Origin of the sequence: Streptomyces alanosinicus (assembly GCF_014650595.1) — a bacterium.
GTDB classification, from domain to species: Bacteria; Actinomycetota; Actinomycetes; order Streptomycetales; family Streptomycetaceae; genus Streptomyces; species Streptomyces alanosinicus.
On record NZ_BMVG01000025.1, the window covers coordinates 24,731 to 40,919 of the forward strand.

Genomic DNA, 16,189 nt, shown 5'->3' on the forward strand with positions numbered 1-16,189 from the left:
TCATGTGACAGGTATCACCGCTCGGGTGTGACCCTCGATTTAGGGAGCCCCCTCAAGCGGCGATAACCTGCGAGACGGACATGCCGCGCGCTCGGACACCGTGTGCGCCTCCCTTGTGACAAGCGGACGTCACGTTGCCCTTCGCGGCACGCCCACGCATCCAACGAACCGCGAGATCACTGATAGGGACGGAAGCGCGTGGACCTGTTCGAGTACCAGGCGAGGGACCTCTTCGCCAAGCACGATGTACCGGTGCTGGCCGGTGAAGTCATCGACACGCCTGAGGCGGCGCGCGAGATCACCGAGCGACTGGGCGGCAAGTCCGTCGTCAAGGCGCAGGTGAAGGTCGGTGGTCGCGGCAAGGCCGGTGGCGTGAAGCTCGCCGCCACCCCGGACGAGGCCGTCGCCCGCGCGACGGACATTCTCGGCATGGACATCAAGGGCCACACGGTCCACAAGGTCATGATCGCCGAGACCGCTCCGGAGATCGTCGAGGAGTACTACGTCTCCTTCCTCCTCGACCGTGCCAACCGCACCTTCCTCTCCATCGCCTCCGTCGAGGGCGGCGTGGAGATCGAGGAGGTGGCGGCCACCCGCCCCGAGGCCGTCGCCAAGACGCCGATCGACGCGATCGACGGTGTGGACGAGGCCAAGGCCCGCGAGATCGTCGAGGCCGCCAAGTTCCCGGCCGAGGTCGCCGACAAGGTCGTGAACGTCCTCGTCAAGCTGTGGGACACCTTCATCAAGGAGGACGCCCTCCTGGTCGAGGTCAACCCGCTGGCCAAGGTCGCCTCCGGTGAGGTCCTCGCCCTCGACGGCAAGGTGTCGCTGGACGACAACGCCGAGTTCCGTCACCCGGACTTCGCGGAGCTGCACGACAAGGCCGCCGCCAACCCGCTCGAGGCGGCCGCCAAGGAGAAGAACCTCAACTACGTCAAGCTCGACGGCGAGGTCGGCATCATCGGCAACGGCGCCGGTCTCGTCATGAGCACCCTGGACGTCGTCGCGTACGCCGGTGAGAACCACGGTGGCGTCAAGCCCGCCAACTTCCTGGACATCGGCGGTGGCGCCTCCGCCCAGGTCATGGCGAACGGCCTGGAGATCATCCTGGGCGACCCGGACGTCAAGTCCGTCTTCGTGAACGTCTTCGGCGGCATCACCGCCTGCGACGAGGTCGCCAACGGCATCGTGCAGGCCCTGAAGCTCCTGGAGGACCGCGGCGAGAAGGTCGAGAAGCCGCTCGTCGTCCGCCTCGACGGCAACAACGCCGAGCTGGGCCGCAAGATCCTCACCGACGCCGCGCACCCGCTGGTGCAGCGCGTCGACACCATGGACGGCGCGGCCGACAAGGCCGCCGAGCTGGCCGCCGCCAAGTAAGCACTCAGGACGAGGACAGAACACACCATGGCTATCTGGCTCAACAAGGACAGCAAGGTCATCGTCCAGGGCATGACCGGCGCCACCGGCATGAAGCACACCAAGCTCATGCTGGGTGACGGCACGAACGTCGTGGGCGGCGTGAACCCGCGCAAGGCGGGCACCACCGTGGACTTCGACGGCACCGAGGTACCCGTCTTCGGGACCGTCAAGGAGGCCATCGAGAAGACCGGCGCCGACGTCTCCGTCATCTTCGTGCCGGAGAAGTTCACCAAGGACGCGGTCGTCGAGGCCATCGACGCCGAGATCCCGCTGGCCGTCGTGATCACCGAGGGCATCGCCGTGCACGACTCGGCGTCCTTCTGGGCGTACGCCGGCAAGAAGGGCAACAAGACCCGCATCATCGGCCCGAACTGCCCCGGCATCATCACCCCGGGCCAGTCGAACGTCGGCATCATCCCGGGCGACATCACCAAGCCGGGCCGCATCGGCCTGGTCTCGAAGTCCGGCACGCTGACGTACCAGATGATGTACGAGCTCCGTGACATCGGCTTCTCCACCGCTGTCGGCATCGGTGGCGACCCGATCATCGGCTCCACGCACATCGACGCCCTGGCCGCGTTCCAGGACGACCCGGAGACCGAGCTCATCGTGATGATCGGTGAGATCGGCGGCGACGCCGAGGAGCGCGCGGCCGCGTTCATCCAGAAGAACGTGACCAAGCCGGTCGTCGGTTACGTCGCGGGCTTCACCGCGCCCGAGGGCAAGACCATGGGCCACGCCGGCGCCATCGTCTCCGGCTCCTCCGGCACCGCGCAGGCCAAGAAGGAGGCCCTGGAGGCCGCGGGCGTCAAGGTCGGGAAGACCCCGACCGAGACGGCCAAGCTCGCCCGCGAGATCCTCGGCGGCTGAGCGTCCCAGCTGACCGCCGGCAGGCCCGTCCCATCACCGGGGCGGGCCTGCCGACATCCACGGCAACTCTCCGGGGGCGCGGGGAACCGCGCGACCAGCCACAACGCACCCGCACCGGAATCACCGCTCATTCCGCCCGCGGTGCCAGCCGGTCCGGCCTGCCCGCCGCGACCCTCCGCGCCTTCGCCCGCAGCGCCTGCTTCTGCGGCGACAGCGGACCCGCCATCCCCATCCCCACCGTTGGCATCTCCGGCACGTCCTGCACCGCCTGGGCCGGAGCGATCGGTGGCTCGAAGTGCGTAGGCGCCGTCCACAGCGTGAGCGTGGTCGCGCCGATGATCGTCACCGTGAACGCGATCGCCGCGCGGGTCCAGAACACGTTCCGCCGCTCGCACTCCCCGCGCACCGGCTCCGGCGCGCTCGCGCGGAGCCGCTCCGTCGAGGCCAGTCCGAGCAGCCGGCGGTGCAGCTCGGCGGGGTCGGCGAGCTCCGGCAGCCGAGCGGCCAGCGCCTCGCGGGCGTGGGTCAGCCGGTTCGCGGCGGCCGGCGTGCTGGCCTCCGTCTCCGCCGCCGTCTCCGGCAGATCCAGGCCCACCCCGTCGTAGAGGACGAGCGTGCGCCGGTACGACGGCGGCAGTTGCATCAGGGCGTGCAGCAGCGCCCGGTCGGCGGGGTCGGCCGGCGGTGGCTCCGGCTGCCGGTACCGGGGCCGGTAGCGGTGCCAGGGCGAGAGCGCGCAGTCGTAGGCCATCGCCCGCACCCAGCCGCCCGGATCCCGGTCCCGCGCCACCTCGGGCCAGCGCTGCCAGGCCTGCTGAAAGGCCCGCACCACGGCCTCGCGGGCCAGCTCCCGGCGCCCGGTGAGCAGATAGGTCTGGCGTACGAGGGCGGGGGCGCAGAACGCGTACAGCGCGTCGAAGGCCTGAGCCGGCGTCAGAGGATCGGCGGCGAGGGGCGTCGTGAACCCGGCAGTGGCGGCCGATCCCGTCTGCGGTCCGGTGTACGTCTGAGTGTTCTGCGTCGTCACCATGCACCCTTTCGTACGAAAAACCCTATAAACGTATATTGGGCGACACTTCGGAGGTTCGCCTGTTACGACGGGAAGGCGCGTGTCGTTGGGAGCATGGCGAGCGTGAACCTGATGACCGTTCGCCGAACGTCGCTGGCGCCCCTGCTGACTCGGATGCGCGATCGCGAACCCGGACTGGCCGCCAGCCTCCTGGGCGGCGCCGTCGCGGCCGGACTCGGCTTCGCCTCGTTCGCCGCGCTGTTGATGCTGCTGTGGGTCAGTTCGCCGTACCCCGACAGCGGTCCGGGCGGCGCGCTGCATGTGGCCGCCGCGCTGTGGCTGCTGTCGCACGGCGTCGAACTGGTCCGCACCGACTCGCTCTCCGGCGCGCCCATGCCGGTGGGGGTGACGCCGTTGCTGCTTCTGGCGTTGCCCGTGTGGCGGGTGTACCGGGCGGCCAGGGACACGGTGGACCCGCCCGACGACGCCGACGACCCGCCGCCCGTACCGGCGCGCACGGTGTTCACCGGGGTCGTCCTCGGCTATCTCGGCGTCGGCGCCGCGGTCGCGCTCTACTCTTCGAACGGCGAACTGCGTCCCGGATGGGCCGGGGTGACGGTGTGTCTGCCGCTGGTCGCGGCGGGTGCGGCGGCGGCCGGGGTGTGGTCGGCCTACGGCTGCCCCCGCGAGCCGGTACTGCGCGCGCTGGTGGTGGTGCCGGGACCGGTGCGGCGGCTGGTGTTCGGCACGGACGCGCGCGCCCGGCTGGGTACGGCCGTACGGGCCACCGGTGCGGCCATGGCCGTGCTCTGCGGCGGTGGGGCCTCGCTGCTCGCGGTGTCGCTGGTCTGGCACGGCGACCTGGCGCGGGTGTCCTTCCTCCAGCTGACGGAGGGCTGGACGGGGCGGTTCGCGGTGCTGATGCTCGGTATCGCGCTGATCCCCAACGCGGCGGTGTGGGCCGCCTCCTATGCGCTGGGCCCCGGTTTCCTCCTCGGCGCCGGGCATGCGGTGCATCCGTTCGCCTCCGATCCGGCGCCGCTGCTGCCGCCGTTCCCGCTGCTGGCGGCGGTGCCGGACCCGGGCGCCGGAACGCCGCTGAACTGGGTGGCGGGGCTGGTGCCGGCGGCGGCCGGGATCATGGCGGGGTGGTTCGTGGCGCGGGGAGCCGTGCCCCGGCCGGAGCCGGGGGCGCCGGCGGCGGTGCGCTGGTCGGCTGCCCGTACCGCCGGGGTGGTGCTGCTGACGGCGACGGTCTGCGCGGCGGCATTCGCCCTGCTCGCCGAGCTGGCGGGCGGCCCGCTGGGCGTCGCCGCGCTGGCCGACTTCGGGCCGGTGTGGTGGCGGGCCGGGGGAGCGACGGGTGTCTGGACGGCGGTGTTCGCCCTGCCCGTGGCCCTCGTCGTACGGGCGTGGCGGCTGTGGGGCCTGCGCAAGCGGGGCGGGCAGATCCCGGCGCAGGACACGGGGGCGGGCCGGACCGGCGGCAGGGCTGCCGGGGCGAACGCAGGGAGCGGCACGGATCAGGGGGACCGGACGTCGAAGGAGCCGGCCGAGGCCGACGAGGGGGGCCGGAGCAAGGGGGCCGCCAAGGGCGAGGGCGGGGACCGTGACTCCGCCCGAGCGGACGCCGCGCACGGTATGACCGTCGCCGACGAGGAGGCGCTGTACGACTTCCTCCCGGCCGACGACCCCTTCCGCTCGGAATGGCACGACGACCTCGAACGGATCACCCATCGCGCGGCCCGACGCGCGGCCGCCGATCCGCATGGTCCGCACGATCCGCACAGCGAGTCCGACCCGCACGGCGAGTCCGACCCGCACGGCGCGGCCGGCCCACACGATCCGCACGACACGGCCGGCGCCTCCGCAAGCCCCGGCGCCCCCTCGACGGAGCCCCCTGCCGAGCCCGCCCCGGACCTCACCGACCCGGGGCGGCCGGGCGCCGCGGAACCCCCGGACGCGACCCGCTGACCGGGCGCGTCGCCCGGCCGGGACCTCAGCTGTCGTCCACTCCCAGGACGCCCCTCAGCTGCTTCGGCAGCAGCTGGTCGCAGGACTGTTTGGCCTCGTGGGTGAGGGCGTCGTTGACGCATGTGTAGTAGTCCCGGTAGACGAACTGGACCGTGAAGGTCGAGGCCACCAGGACCAGGGCCAGGGAGGCCGTGAGGAGGCCGCCGACGGCCGCTGTCGTCTGGGGGCGGCCCGCGCCGGGCGGCGTCGGGTTGTCCGGGCCGGTGCCGCGCGGCTTGGCGCGCAGCGCGCTGATGCCCCAGTACAGGGCGAGCACGCCCAGCAGCAGGGATACGTACGGCCAGCTGAACAGGGCGAAGAAGACGGCCCACATACCGGACAGCAGGGCGTACCGGGCGCGGCGCTGGACCGGGTCGGTCGGGTCCCAGCGCATGCCGGGGCCGGCCGGTCCGCCGGGACCCTGGGGGCCGCCGCCGGGCCGCTCGCCGAAGCCGCCGGGGGAGCGGCCGGGCTGGCGGTCGCTCCACTGGCTGCCCCACGGGGAGCCGCCGGCGGGACCGGAGCCCTGGCCGTGGGAGCCCTCGGGATGGCGGGGCTGCCAGGGCCGGTCCGGGGCGCCCTCGGGCGGCGGCGCGAACGGGTTGTCCTCCTGCTGCCCGCCTTGCTGACCGCCGTCCTGCTGTCCCGCGCCGGATCCGTCGGCGCCCCGGCCGCCCCGGCCGGTGTGCCCGCCGGGAGCCTCGGGGGGCGAGGCCGGGCGGTCTCGCAGCACGACTGCGCCCCGCTCGCCTCCCTGGGCCGGGCGCGGAGGGAACGTGAGGAGTCGCAGGCTGCGATCGGGCATCAAAAGAGCGTCTTCCCCTAGGCGAATGCGGCTGTCCGATATGAGCTTCCACCCCGACAACGCACCGTACGACCACCGCGTTCCCAAGGCTGCCCCTTCGTGATTCCTTGCGAACGCTACCTTCCGGCCAAGCCCCCGTCCCGTGGGGGCCTTCGCGTGTGCCGGTATCGTTGCTGCCGGTCGGCCGCTTCGTAGACTTCCCTGTATCGCGGGGCGCGAAGCATTCGTACGAATGTACAAAGGGCCGGCCGGACCCGTCACCCCCCGAGAAAGGGCCCCACAGTGGCCGCCACCCCCGCTGGCCCCGCGGTCAAGCGCCTCGTCGTGCTGGTCTCCGGATCCGGCACCAATCTGCAGGCGCTCCTGGACGAGATCGAGCGCACCGGAGCCGAGCGGTACGGCGCCCGGATCGTCGCCGTCGGGGCCGACCGCACCGGTATCGAGGGGCTGGCCCGCGCCGAGCGGGCCGGGCTGGCGACCTTCGTGTGCAGGGTCGAGGACCACGACAGCCGCGAGGAGTGGGACGCCGCCCTCGCCGAGGCCGTGGCCGGGTACGAGCCCGACCTCGTGATCTCCGCCGGGTTCATGAAGATCGTGGGGAAGGAGTTCCTCGCGCGCTTCGGGGGGCGCTGCATCAACACCCACCCGGCCCTGCTGCCCAGTTTCCCGGGGACTCACGGCGTCCGCGACGCGCTCGCGTACGGCGCCAAGGTCACCGGCTGCACCGTCCACTTCGTCGACGACGGCGTCGACACCGGCCCGATCATCGCTCAGGGCGTGGTCGAGGTCCGGGACGAGGACGACGAGAGCGCGCTGCACGAGCGCATCAAGGAAGTCGAGCGAAGGCTGCTCGTCGAGGTCGTGGGGCGGATCGCCCGCAACGGCCATCGTATTGAGGGACGAAAGGTAGTTATCCAGTGACCGCCGAGAGCACCGTCACGGCCGAGAGCGGCAAGCGGGTCCTGCGCCGCGCGCTCGTCAGCGTCTACGACAAGACCGGTCTCGAAGACCTCGCGCGCGGGCTGCACGAAGCCGGTGTGGAGCTGGTCTCCACCGGTTCCACGGCGGGCCGCATCGCCGCCGCCGGCGTCCCCGTCACCAAGGTCGAGGAGCTGACCGGCTTCCCCGAGTGCCTGGACGGCCGGGTCAAGACCCTGCACCCGAAGGTGCACGCGGGCATCCTCGCCGACCTGCGGCTGGAGCGCCACCGCGAGCAGCTCGCCGAGCTGGGCGTGGAGCCGTTCGACCTCGTCGTCGTGAACCTCTACCCGTTCCGCGAGACCGTCGCCTCGGGCGCGAGCGACGACGAGTGCGTCGAGCAGATCGACATCGGCGGGCCGTCCATGGTCCGCGCCGCCGCCAAGAACCACCCCTCGGTCGCCGTGGTCACCAGCCCCGAGCGCTACGCCGACGTCCTCGCGGCCGTCCAGGACGGCGGCTTCGACCTCGCCGCCCGTAAGCGGCTCGCCGCCGAGGCCTTCCAGCACACCGCCGCCTACGACGTGGCCGTCGCCCACTGGTTCGCGTCCTCCTACGCCCCCGTCGACGACTCGGGTTTCCCGGACTTCCTCGGCGCCACCTACGAGCGCGCGAACACCCTGCGCTACGGCGAGAACCCGCACCAGCCCGCCGCCCTCTACACGGACGGCTCGGGCGGACTCGCGGCGGCCGAGCAGCTGCACGGCAAGGAGATGTCGTACAACAACTACACGGACACGGACGCCGCCCGGCGTGCCGCGTACGACCACGACGAGCCGTGCGTCGCGATCATCAAGCACGCCAACCCCTGCGGTATCGCGACCGGTGCGGACGTCGCCGAGGCGCACCGCAAGGCGCACGCCTGCGACCCGGTCTCCGCGTACGGCGGCGTCATCGCCGTGAACCGGCCGGTCAGCAAGGAGCTGGCCGAGCAGGTCGCCGAGATCTTCACCGAGGTCATCGTCGCCCCGGACTATGAGGAGGGGGCCCTGCAGGCCCTCGCCAAGAAGAAGAACATCCGGGTCCTGAAGGCCCCGGGCGCGCCCTGCAACCGGGTCGAGGCCAAGCAGATCGACGGCGGGACGCTGCTCCAGGTCACCGACCGGCTCCAGGCCGACGGTGACGATCCCGCCCACTGGACGCTGGCGTCCGGCGAGGCCCTGAGCGAGGCGGAGCTGACGGAGCTGGCCTTCGCCTGGAAGGCCTGCCGCGCGGTGAAGTCCAACGCGATCCTGCTCGCCAAGGACGGCGCCTCGGTCGGCGTCGGCATGGGCCAGGTCAACCGCGTCGACTCCTGCAAGCTCGCGGTCGAGCGGGCCGGCGAGGAGCGCGCCCGGGGTTCCTACGCGGCCTCCGACGCCTTCTTCCCGTTCCCGGACGGCCCGGAGATCCTCATCGCCGCCGGTGTCCGCGCGATCGTCCAGCCGGGCGGCTCGATCCGTGACGAACTGGTCGTCGAGGCCGCCGAGAAGGCGGGCGTGACGATGTACTTCACGGGCACGCGCCACTTCTTCCACTGACCTCACCGACCAGCCGCAGCAGACCCCGGCCGGACTCTTCGTCCGTGCCGGGGCGTCGTCGTATCTGTGGCGTACGCGGCGGCGATCGCCCGGTCGGCGATGCCGCGAGCCTCGGATGCCGAGGTCAACGAAGTCGCGAGTGCCCGTACCCCGACTCACCCGTTCATGATGGGTCGAAGTGGCCGACGCCCTCCCCGACCTCGTCCCCGTGCGCGACTCCAAGAACCCGGAGGGCCCCGTACTCCTCTTCCCCGCCCCCGCCTGGGTCCCTTTCATCACCGCCCTCAAGCGCTGAACGGCCTCCGGCTCCCCTGCGAGGGAGCCGGAGGCCGTCGAGGTCAGAACTTGATGCAGGTTGTTACGACGTAGCCCTCGATGCCCTTGTAGACGATGGTGCTCCACTGGTCGTCCCGCTTGCCGCAGAGCTTGTACTTCTGGCCGCCCGTGCTGCTGTCGAAGCAGGCCGTTGCCCCCTTGGGGAAGACGCCGAGGGCCGTGGACTTCGCCGTGGTCTTCTTCCGGATCGTGAGGCTTTCCTTTGCCTTGACGGTCCCGTTCCAGCAGCTTGCGGCGGCCTTGGCGGGCGCGGCCTCGGCGGGCGCCGCCAGGCTCAGGGAGGCAACGGCGAGTGCGGCGGAGGCCACCACGGCGGCAACGCGATTGTTCAACACGTGGTCTCTTCTCTTGATCTGCAATGGTGCACCCGCACGCGTTAGCGTCTGCAATGCGAGTGTCGCCGTGAGCATGCCATGTTGCAGAGGCCATCGACAAGCGACGGCCTCCGGCCCTCCCCCGAGGGAGCCGGAGGCCGTCTGCCCCGCTGGGTCAGGTCAGCAGGGCCGCAGGGAGTAGATCGGGTCCCAGGTCGCGTTGCCGGCCTCGTAGGCCGTCGAGGTCCAGCGGGTGCTGCCGTCCTGGTTGTAGAAGCTGGCGACCGTGCCCGGGGTCTGGTTGTTGGTGAACGGGCCGTCTCCGGTCCAGTTGTTCACGGTCCAGGTCTGGCACTTGTAGAAGTCGAACTTGGTGCCCTTGACGATCATGCAGAGGTGACCGTAGGCACAGTCCAGGTCCTTGGCGGTGACCTTCCCCTTCGGGGCCCTGCTGAGGGTCAGACCGTCGTAGCGGACCGTGTCGGCGGAGGCCGAGAGCGGCTTCGGGTGGCCGGCGAGGACCTGGTCGGCGGTGGCCTGGATGCCGGTGACCCGGACGCCGTCCGGGGTGGCGGCGGTGGCCGCGACCGTGGAGCCGGCGAGCAGGGCGGTGGCCGCGACGAGCAGCGCGGCGGGCTTGGCGATGTTCACGATTCCCCCATGTGAACGATGGTGTCGGTCGCTCCGCCGGCACGCCTTCCCGGCGGAGTGGGTCCACCGTCCCGCTGTACTTCGTCCGCCGGTACCTCGGAAGTCTCAGGGTCACGTCCTGCCCGGCGGCGTGTACTCCTTGAGGTAGTGAGCGACACGGGCGGCGTAGTCGCGGTACTTCGGGGGAACGCCGCCCGTGTCGTTCACCTTCTCGTACGACGTCCGGTAGGAGGCGGCCAGCAGGACGCGGCGGTCGCCCGTCAGGGAGGTCTTCAGACGCGGGTCGATATAGCAGAGGTAGCGGGCCATGGCCGGGATGGAGACGGCGGGGGACAGCGGCGGGGACGGGGTCGCGGAGGCGGGGACGCCGTCCGCGCGGATCCACCAGCGCAGCACCTTCGGGGTCCAGCGGGCGATGCCGTACTCGCCCCCGCCGGGCACCGAGGGGTCCGACAGATCGGGGTCGAAGTTGCTCTCGGTCTTCAGCATGGCCGCGATCAGGGCCGGGGTGACTTCTCGCTGGAGGCAGGCGTGGGCCGAGTCGACGATCAGCCGGCGGTACCGCACCGGGACGCCCTGGTCCGTGCGGAGTTCGGCGGCGCCGTAGACGGCGGCCGGATCCCTGGGCCCGGTCCCGCCGGTGCCGGCCCAGTCGCTGACGCCGTAGCCGAGTGCCGCCACGGCCACGGTGGCGACCGCCGAGCCCACGGCCACCGCCGTCCGGCGCCGGCGGGGCAGCAGGGACCGGGGCAGCCGGGGCGAGCGGCCGGTCCCGGCCGCCGACTCGACCCGGCGCAGCAGGGCGTCCGTGCCGATCCGGTCGCCGTGCGTCCTGGTCAGACAGTCGCGCACGATCTCCCGCCAGGCGTCCGGCAGTTCGGGCGACAGACGCAGTTCGTCGGTGCCGCGCGCATAGGCGGCGGCCGCGTCCCGGCGGGCGGTCGGGGTGCCCCCGGGAAGCGGGAAGGAGTCGGTCAGGACCAGATGCGCCAGCACACCGAAGGCCCAGACGTCCGCCGACGGGCGGATGCGGCGGCCGCGTTCGCCGATCTCCGACCAGAGCAGTTCGGGGGGTGTGTAGTCGGGCGTGGAGAAGGCGGGGGTGTACGCGTGCGTGCCCTCCAGCTCCGCCGCCATGTTGAAGTCCGTCAGCCGCGCCGAACCGTCCTTCATCAGCAGCACGTTGGCCGGCTTCAGATCGCCGTGCACCCAGCCGGCGTGGTGCAGCTGGGCCAGGCCCTCGCAGATCTGCGCGAGGAGGGCGGGGCCGGCGGACGGGCGGGGCGCCGTCCGCAGCTGCGCGGACAGGGAGTGTTCCGCCTTCTCCAGTACGAGGACGGTGGCGCCGTCGAGTTCGGGGCGGGCCGGATCGTCGACGACGAGGGTCTCGTACATCCGGATCAGCCGTGGCCGTCTGAGCCTGCGGAGCAGGCCGACCTCGCGCTCGATGAGTTCGCGCAGATGGGAGAGTTGCCGTGGGGTGCCGGTGCCGGTGGGCAGGAACTTGAGCGCGGCCGTGCGCGGCCGTTCACGGTCGTCGCCGCCGGTGCCGTCGCTGTCGCCCCCGGTGCCGTCGGCGGTGCGCCGGCCCGTGTACACGCTGCCGAAGGCGCCCGTCGCGATCGGCTCGCGCACCTCCCAGACGCCGACCCGGTAGCCCCTCGGCACCGGCACGGCGTACGGCTCGGTCACCGGGCCGCCCGGCTCGCGGACCCGGAGGGGGAGAGCACGACCAGGTCGTCCTCCCGCACCAGGTCGAAGCGGAGCGCCAGGGACACCAGGGACTCCTTCTTGCCGTTGAGGCGGGGACCGGTGTCCGCGGTCTCCGGACCGGGCTTGAGCCGCAGCTTCACGGCCAGGTAGTCGATGTTCCACTGCACCGAGGTGCGTGAGGCGGCCGGCCAGGCGGCGCGCAGCCGGTCCACGACCTGGTCGACGGTGGGCAGCGGGGCGTGCGGGTCGCCGCGCAGCCGGGGCTCGCACAGGGCGGCCAGGACCGCGAAATAGCGCTTGGTGCGGTCGACGGAGAAGGCGGGGGCTGTGGTCTCGCCGTCGGGTCCGCCCTCGCCGCGCAGATAGTCGTGGCGGGGTGCCCAGACCTCGATCGTCAGCAGGTCGCCGGCGGCGGGCAGGACGATCCGCGAGAACTCGAACGGGATGGGCGCGTCGAGCCGGCCCGGACCGACCTTGATGTGTTCGCCGGCGCCTTCCGGGTTCTCGACGACATACGTCTGCCGCGCGGAGAGGTTGCTCAGTATCCAGAACGCGCCCTGGGCGCTCAGTTCGCCGGCCCGGCGTGAGACCCCGTCGTGCGGAATCACCAGCTCGTTGCCGGACGCCCGCCCGAAGCGGAGGCGCTCGCCGGGGGCGAGCCGGATCTGGCCGCGATCCTGTCGGTCCTCCGGGGTCCGCGGAGGTACGACGATGATGCTGTACAAGGTGCGTCTCCCCGAGCCTTGCGGCCACCCCGGCCGGTACGGCTACGCCAGTCAGGGTAGGGGGAGACACCGGGGCCGTGCCTCCCCCTGGACGGGTGAGACACGGCCCTCGACACGGAATGGCGCGAACTGTTCTGTCGCGCGGGCGGGTTCAGTACCTGGGACGGTTGAACCATGCGGTGCCGCTCGGCACGACCGGGGCCGCGGTGATGACGGCCGCGAACACCACCCAGATGAGCGGGAAGATGGTGGCCGAGGCGAGACCGGAGTCCATGCCCGCGAAGAGCCCGATCAGGCCGAGGACACCGCCGAGCGCGCCGTAGACCACCGTCGTGATGCGCACTCCCTGACCGCCGCGGCCGAACTTCACGCCCAGCGTGATGGACAGCGCGGCCAGGCCCAGCGCGATCAGCCCGATGAACACGATCAGGCCCGCGGCCATGTGGCCGCCGTCGCCGATCGAGCTGAACGGGCTGTCGTCGGACGAGCTGCCCAGGTCGTCGGCCTTGTTCGAGACGTCGTTGACGAAGGCCCCGATGTACAGCCAGATAAGGCCGACGATGATCTGCACCGCGGAGATGAGGTACAGGAACACCCGCGCGGTCACGAGCAGACCCGGCATCGACTGGGTCATCGCGTTGCCGCCCGGGTAGCCGGGGTAGCCGGGCTGCTGGGGGTAGCCGGGCTGCTGGGGGTAGCCGTACCCCTGCGGCGGGACGCCGGGAGCCTGCGGGTAGCCGTAGCCGGGAGCGGCCGGAGGCTGCTGGGGTGGCGGGCCGTAGGGGTTGTTCGGGTCGCCGAAGCTCATGGCGAGGTTCCTCCGTTGTTCGAGTGCTGGGGACGAGGCGCGGCACTGCACGGAGGAGGGTTTCTACAGATGCGGTCCGTCCCCCCGTTGAGCTGCCCGCTGCACTGTCTGCTCATCGTTCTTTAGGCAGGTCTTGATTGTCCAGCCGGAATGGTGAGGTGTTGTGCAAGTGCAACATCCCTGATCATGGCGTGACAGATCGGAACGGCGGCGGGGTACCGGATTGGAACCGGGGCCGGTTCATCCGCGAGGATGGGGGCATGACCGCCCAGATTCTCGATGGCAAGGCCACCGCAGCCGCGATCAAGTCCGATCTGACCGCCCGCGTGGCGGCGCTGAAGGAGAAGGGCGTCACGCCCGGCCTCGGCACGATCCTGGTCGGGGACGACCCCGGCAGTCAGAAGTACGTCGCCGGCAAGCACCGTGACTGCGCGCAGGTCGGCATCGCCTCCATCCAGCGCGAACTTCCGGCCACGGCGACCCAGGAGGAGATCGAGGCGGTCGTCCGCGAGCTGAACGAGGACCCGGACTGCACCGGTTACATCGTCCAGCTGCCGCTGCCCAAGGGCATCGACGAGAACCGCATCCTGGAGCTGATGGACCCGGCCAAGGACGCCGACGGGCTGCACCCGATGAACCTCGGCCGGCTGGTGCTGAACGAGCCCGCGCCGCTGCCCTGCACCCCGAACGGCATCCTCAGCCTGCTGCGGGCCCATGGCGTGGAGATCAAGGGCGCCGAGGTCGTGGTCGTCGGACGTGGCGTGACCATCGGGCGTCCGATGCCGCTGCTGCTCACCCGGCGCAGTGAGAACGCCACCGTGACCCAGTGCCACACCGGCACCCGTGATCTGTCCGCCCATCTGAAGCGGGCCGACATCATCATCGCGGCCGCCGGCTTCCCGCACCTGATCCGCGCCGAGGACGTCAAGCAGGGCGCCGCCGTCCTCGACGTCGGTGTCTCGCGCAACGCCGAGGGCAAGATCGTCGGCGATGTGCACCCGGACGTGGCCGAGGTGGCCGCCTGGATCTCTCCCAACCCCGGCGGTGTCGGCCCGATGACCCGGGCGCAGCTGCTGGTCAACGTGGTCGAGGCGGCGGAGCGCAGTGCCGGCTGAGGACGCCCGCGCGGGGGCGGTCACCCGCGGAGCGCCAGGCGCGGGCCCGGGCCCCCGCGGCACACACGGCCACGAGAAGGGCCCCCGCGGCACACATGGCCCCGAGAAGGGCTCCCACGGCACACACGGTTCCGAGGAGGGTCCCGGGCGGACCACACGCCGATTCCCGCGGATCACCCGGGACACCGCGCGACCGGAGGGCGGCGGCCGGGCCGCGCGCGGTGACGCCCCCGCCCCGGCGCGGCAGTGGCCCCTGCTCGTCGTGCTCGGCGGGGTCGCGCTCGGCCTGCTGCTGACCGCGCTCGACGTGTTCCGCTACGGCACCCTGCTGATCGGTGCCGCCCTGCTGGCCGGCGCGGTCATGCGCTGGATACTGCCGGGCGTCGGCATGCTCGCCGTCCGCTCCCGCTTCACGGACATCGTCACCTACGGCGTCCTCGGCCTCGCGATCGTCCTGCTGGCGCTGATGGCCCAGCCCAAACCGTGGCTCGTGATGCCGTTCCTGAAGGACACCCTGCACTTCACACTCACCAGCAACAGATAGCGACGCCCGCGCCCCGACGGGGTGTTCGCGTACGCCGGTGGCCCGTGTCCCCCCGGGGACGCGGGCCACCGGCGTCCCGCCGGCTGCAACTTCCGCGGTACCGCACCCGGTTGACTCCCGGCTCCGGCCTCGGGCGTTACCCTGCGGCGGTGCGACCGAGGACCCCCCGCCCGCTCGTCGTGGACACGCTGATCGCCCTCTCCATGGCCGTGGTGGCCGTCCTGCTCGGGCAGGAGTCGCGCGCGCAGGGCTGGCCGGAACTCGACGCTCGCGCCTACGTCCTGGTCGCCCTCGCCCATCTGCCGGTCGCGCTGCGCGGCCGATGGCCGCTCGCCGTCTTCGCCGTCGTCCAGGCCGCCGCGGTCGCCTACATCACCCTCGGCTACTGGCCGGTGGTGTGCACCTTCGGCGCCATGCTCGCGCTGTACACCGTCGCCTCCGTCCGCCCGGTGCGCACCGCCCTGGTCTGCGCGGCCGGCATGACCGGCGTCTGGGCGTACGCCGGTGTGGTCAGCCGGACCCCGTCCATGGCGTCCGTGCTCGGCCAGGCGCTGCTGTACTGCTCGGTGCTGGTCTGGTTCGGGCACCTGGCCCGCCGGTCCGCCGAACTCACCCGGCGGCTGCGCGCCGAGCAGGCCGAGCGGGCCCGGCACGCGGTCGCCGAGGAGCGGGGACGGATCGCGCGGGAGCTGCACGACGTGGTCGCCCACCACATGTCCGTCATCTCGGTGCAGGCGGGTCTCGCCCGGTTCGTCTTCGACTCGAACCCGGTCCGGGCGCGCGGCGCGCTCGGCACCATCGCGGACACCAGCGGCGAGGCCCTGGAGGAACTGCGCCGCATGCTGCACCTGCTGCGCGAGGAGGACCCCGACGCGCCCGAGCGGTCGCCCATGCCCACGCTGGCCCGGCTCGGGGAACTCCTCGACCGGGTCCGGGCCGGCGGACTGCCCGTGGACCTCGATGTCGCGGGACCCGAGCGCCCGCTGCCGCCCGGCGTCGAACTGTGCGCCTACCGCGTCGTCCAGGAGGCCCTCACCAACGTCCTCAAACACGCCGGCCCGGCGCACGCGCGCGTGGAACTCCGGTACCGCGCCCATGAACTGAGGGTCCGGATCGCCGACGACGGAAAGGGGACGGTTCCGGCCAGAGTGCCGACGGGCGCGGGGCATGGCTTGATCGGCATGCGCGAGCGGGCCAAGCTCTACGGCGGGACGGTCACGGTCGGCCCACGCTCCGAGGGCGGCTTCGAGGTCCGGCTGACCCTGCCCACCTCGGCCGCCGAACGCGGCCGCGGGGGCACGGCCGAGGACACGGAGGAGGCCGCGCCGGAGACGGAGCGGTAGGCAGGCGGCGCACGGGGGGGGCGACG

General features: G+C 72.1%; 15 protein-coding genes and 1 pseudogene. 9 read left to right on the plus strand and 7 right to left on the minus strand.

Features of this window, described 5'->3' with window-relative positions; translation table 11 throughout:
* Positions 1-198 precede the first annotated feature (198 nt).
* On the plus strand, positions 199-1,377 hold the full coding sequence (gene sucC, locus IE277_RS33285) for an ADP-forming succinate--CoA ligase subunit beta (RefSeq protein ID WP_189957456.1): 1,179 nt from the start codon (positions 199-201) through the stop codon (positions 1,375-1,377).
* Between the two features lie 27 nt (positions 1,378-1,404).
* Entirely contained in the window at positions 1,405-2,289 is an 885-nt protein-coding gene (gene sucD, locus IE277_RS33290; RefSeq protein WP_189957457.1) for a succinate--CoA ligase subunit alpha, read from the plus strand.
* Between the two features lie 127 nt (positions 2,290-2,416).
* Here sucD and IE277_RS33295 read toward each other — a convergent pair whose 3' ends face one another.
* Complete coding sequence (locus IE277_RS33295; protein WP_373310944.1) at positions 2,417-3,319, minus strand: RNA polymerase sigma factor; 903 nt, start codon at positions 3,317-3,319, stop codon at positions 2,417-2,419.
* 93 nt (positions 3,320-3,412) lie between these two features.
* Between IE277_RS33295 and IE277_RS33300 the strand changes: the two genes are divergently transcribed.
* On the plus strand, positions 3,413-5,272 hold the full coding sequence (locus tag IE277_RS33300; protein ID WP_229882147.1) for a cell division protein PerM: 1,860 nt from the start codon (positions 3,413-3,415) through the stop codon (positions 5,270-5,272).
* 25 nt (positions 5,273-5,297) lie between these two features.
* Here the strand turns inward: IE277_RS33300 and IE277_RS33305 are convergent, their stop codons facing one another.
* Complete coding sequence (locus IE277_RS33305; protein ID WP_189957458.1) at positions 5,298-6,116, minus strand: hypothetical protein; 819 nt, start codon at positions 6,114-6,116, stop codon at positions 5,298-5,300.
* A gap of 282 nt (positions 6,117-6,398) precedes the next feature.
* On the opposite strand from IE277_RS33305, the gene purN reads away from it, so the two are divergent.
* From purN to IE277_RS33320, 3 genes and pseudogenes are all read left to right on the plus strand, one after another.
* Positions 6,399-7,037 (plus strand): phosphoribosylglycinamide formyltransferase, encoded by a 639-nt coding sequence (gene purN / locus IE277_RS33310; RefSeq protein ID WP_189957459.1) that lies wholly within the window; start codon positions 6,399-6,401, stop codon positions 7,035-7,037.
* Positions 7,034-8,614: a bifunctional phosphoribosylaminoimidazolecarboxamide formyltransferase/IMP cyclohydrolase gene (gene purH / locus IE277_RS33315; protein ID WP_189957460.1), complete on the plus strand. Its 1,581-nt coding sequence runs from the start codon at positions 7,034-7,036 to the stop codon at positions 8,612-8,614. Before purN ends, purH begins: the two co-directional genes overlap by 4 nt.
* A 172-nt stretch (positions 8,615-8,786) precedes the next feature.
* Positions 8,787-8,909, plus strand: a pseudogene (locus tag IE277_RS33320) (DUF397 domain-containing protein); the annotation flags it as partial.
* A gap of 43 nt (positions 8,910-8,952) precedes the next feature.
* Here the strand turns inward: IE277_RS33320 and IE277_RS33325 are convergent.
* The 5 genes from IE277_RS33325 to IE277_RS33345 form a co-directional block, all read right to left on the minus strand.
* On the minus strand, positions 8,953-9,285 hold the full coding sequence (locus tag IE277_RS33325) for a hypothetical protein (protein WP_189957462.1): 333 nt from the start codon (positions 9,283-9,285) through the stop codon (positions 8,953-8,955).
* 159 nt (positions 9,286-9,444) lie between these two features.
* Positions 9,445-9,915, minus strand: a complete 471-nt coding sequence (locus IE277_RS33330) for a hypothetical protein (protein WP_189957463.1) — start codon at positions 9,913-9,915, stop codon at positions 9,445-9,447.
* Positions 9,916-10,026: 111 nt separating this feature from the next.
* Positions 10,027-11,607, minus strand: coding sequence for a serine/threonine protein kinase (locus IE277_RS33335; RefSeq protein ID WP_189957464.1), 1,581 nt, complete (start codon positions 11,605-11,607; stop codon positions 10,027-10,029).
* Positions 11,604-12,353 (minus strand): FHA domain-containing protein, encoded by a 750-nt coding sequence (locus tag IE277_RS33340; RefSeq protein WP_189957465.1) that lies wholly within the window; start codon positions 12,351-12,353, stop codon positions 11,604-11,606. Before IE277_RS33340 ends, IE277_RS33335 begins: the two co-directional genes overlap by 4 nt.
* 151 nt (positions 12,354-12,504) lie before the next feature.
* The gene (locus tag IE277_RS33345; RefSeq protein ID WP_189957466.1) at positions 12,505-13,161 is read right to left on the minus strand and encodes a hypothetical protein; all 657 of its coding nucleotides are present in this window, start codon (positions 13,159-13,161) and stop codon (positions 12,505-12,507) included.
* 260 nt (positions 13,162-13,421) lie between these two features.
* Between IE277_RS33345 and IE277_RS33350 the strand changes: the two genes are divergently transcribed.
* The 3 genes from IE277_RS33350 to IE277_RS33360 all read left to right on the plus strand — a co-directional run bounded on the left by IE277_RS33350 (position 13,422) and on the right by IE277_RS33360 (position 16,163).
* On the plus strand, positions 13,422-14,276 hold the full coding sequence (locus tag IE277_RS33350) for a bifunctional methylenetetrahydrofolate dehydrogenase/methenyltetrahydrofolate cyclohydrolase (protein ID WP_189957467.1): 855 nt from the start codon (positions 13,422-13,424) through the stop codon (positions 14,274-14,276).
* Positions 14,266-14,820 carry a DUF3017 domain-containing protein gene (locus IE277_RS33355; protein ID WP_189957468.1) on the plus strand — a complete coding sequence of 185 codons (555 nt, stop codon included), beginning with the start codon at positions 14,266-14,268 and terminating at the stop codon, positions 14,818-14,820. Before IE277_RS33350 ends, IE277_RS33355 begins: the two co-directional genes overlap by 11 nt.
* Before the next feature lie 149 nt (positions 14,821-14,969).
* Positions 14,970-16,163 carry a sensor histidine kinase gene (locus IE277_RS33360; protein WP_444544851.1) on the plus strand — a complete coding sequence of 398 codons (1,194 nt, stop codon included), beginning with the start codon at positions 14,970-14,972 and terminating at the stop codon, positions 16,161-16,163.
* The last annotated feature ends 26 nt before the right edge of the window (positions 16,164-16,189 follow it).

Excerpts from the sequence above, each read along its gene's own strand:
- sucD (WP_189957457.1), top strand. The coding sequence starts at position 1,405 with ATGGCTATCTGGCTCAACAAGGACAGCAAGGTCATCGTCCAGGGCATG.
- IE277_RS33295 (WP_373310944.1), bottom strand. The coding sequence starts at position 3,319 with ATGGTGACGACGCAGAACACTCAGACGTACACCGGACCGCAGACGGGA.
- IE277_RS33300 (WP_229882147.1), top strand. The coding sequence starts at position 3,413 with ATGGCGAGCGTGAACCTGATGACCGTTCGCCGAACGTCGCTGGCGCCC.
- IE277_RS33305 (WP_189957458.1), bottom strand. The coding sequence starts at position 6,116 with ATGCCCGATCGCAGCCTGCGACTCCTCACGTTCCCTCCGCGCCCGGCC.
- IE277_RS33345 (WP_189957466.1), bottom strand. The coding sequence starts at position 13,161 with ATGAGCTTCGGCGACCCGAACAACCCCTACGGCCCGCCACCCCAGCAG.
- IE277_RS33350 (WP_189957467.1), top strand. The coding sequence starts at position 13,422 with ATGACCGCCCAGATTCTCGATGGCAAGGCCACCGCAGCCGCGATCAAG.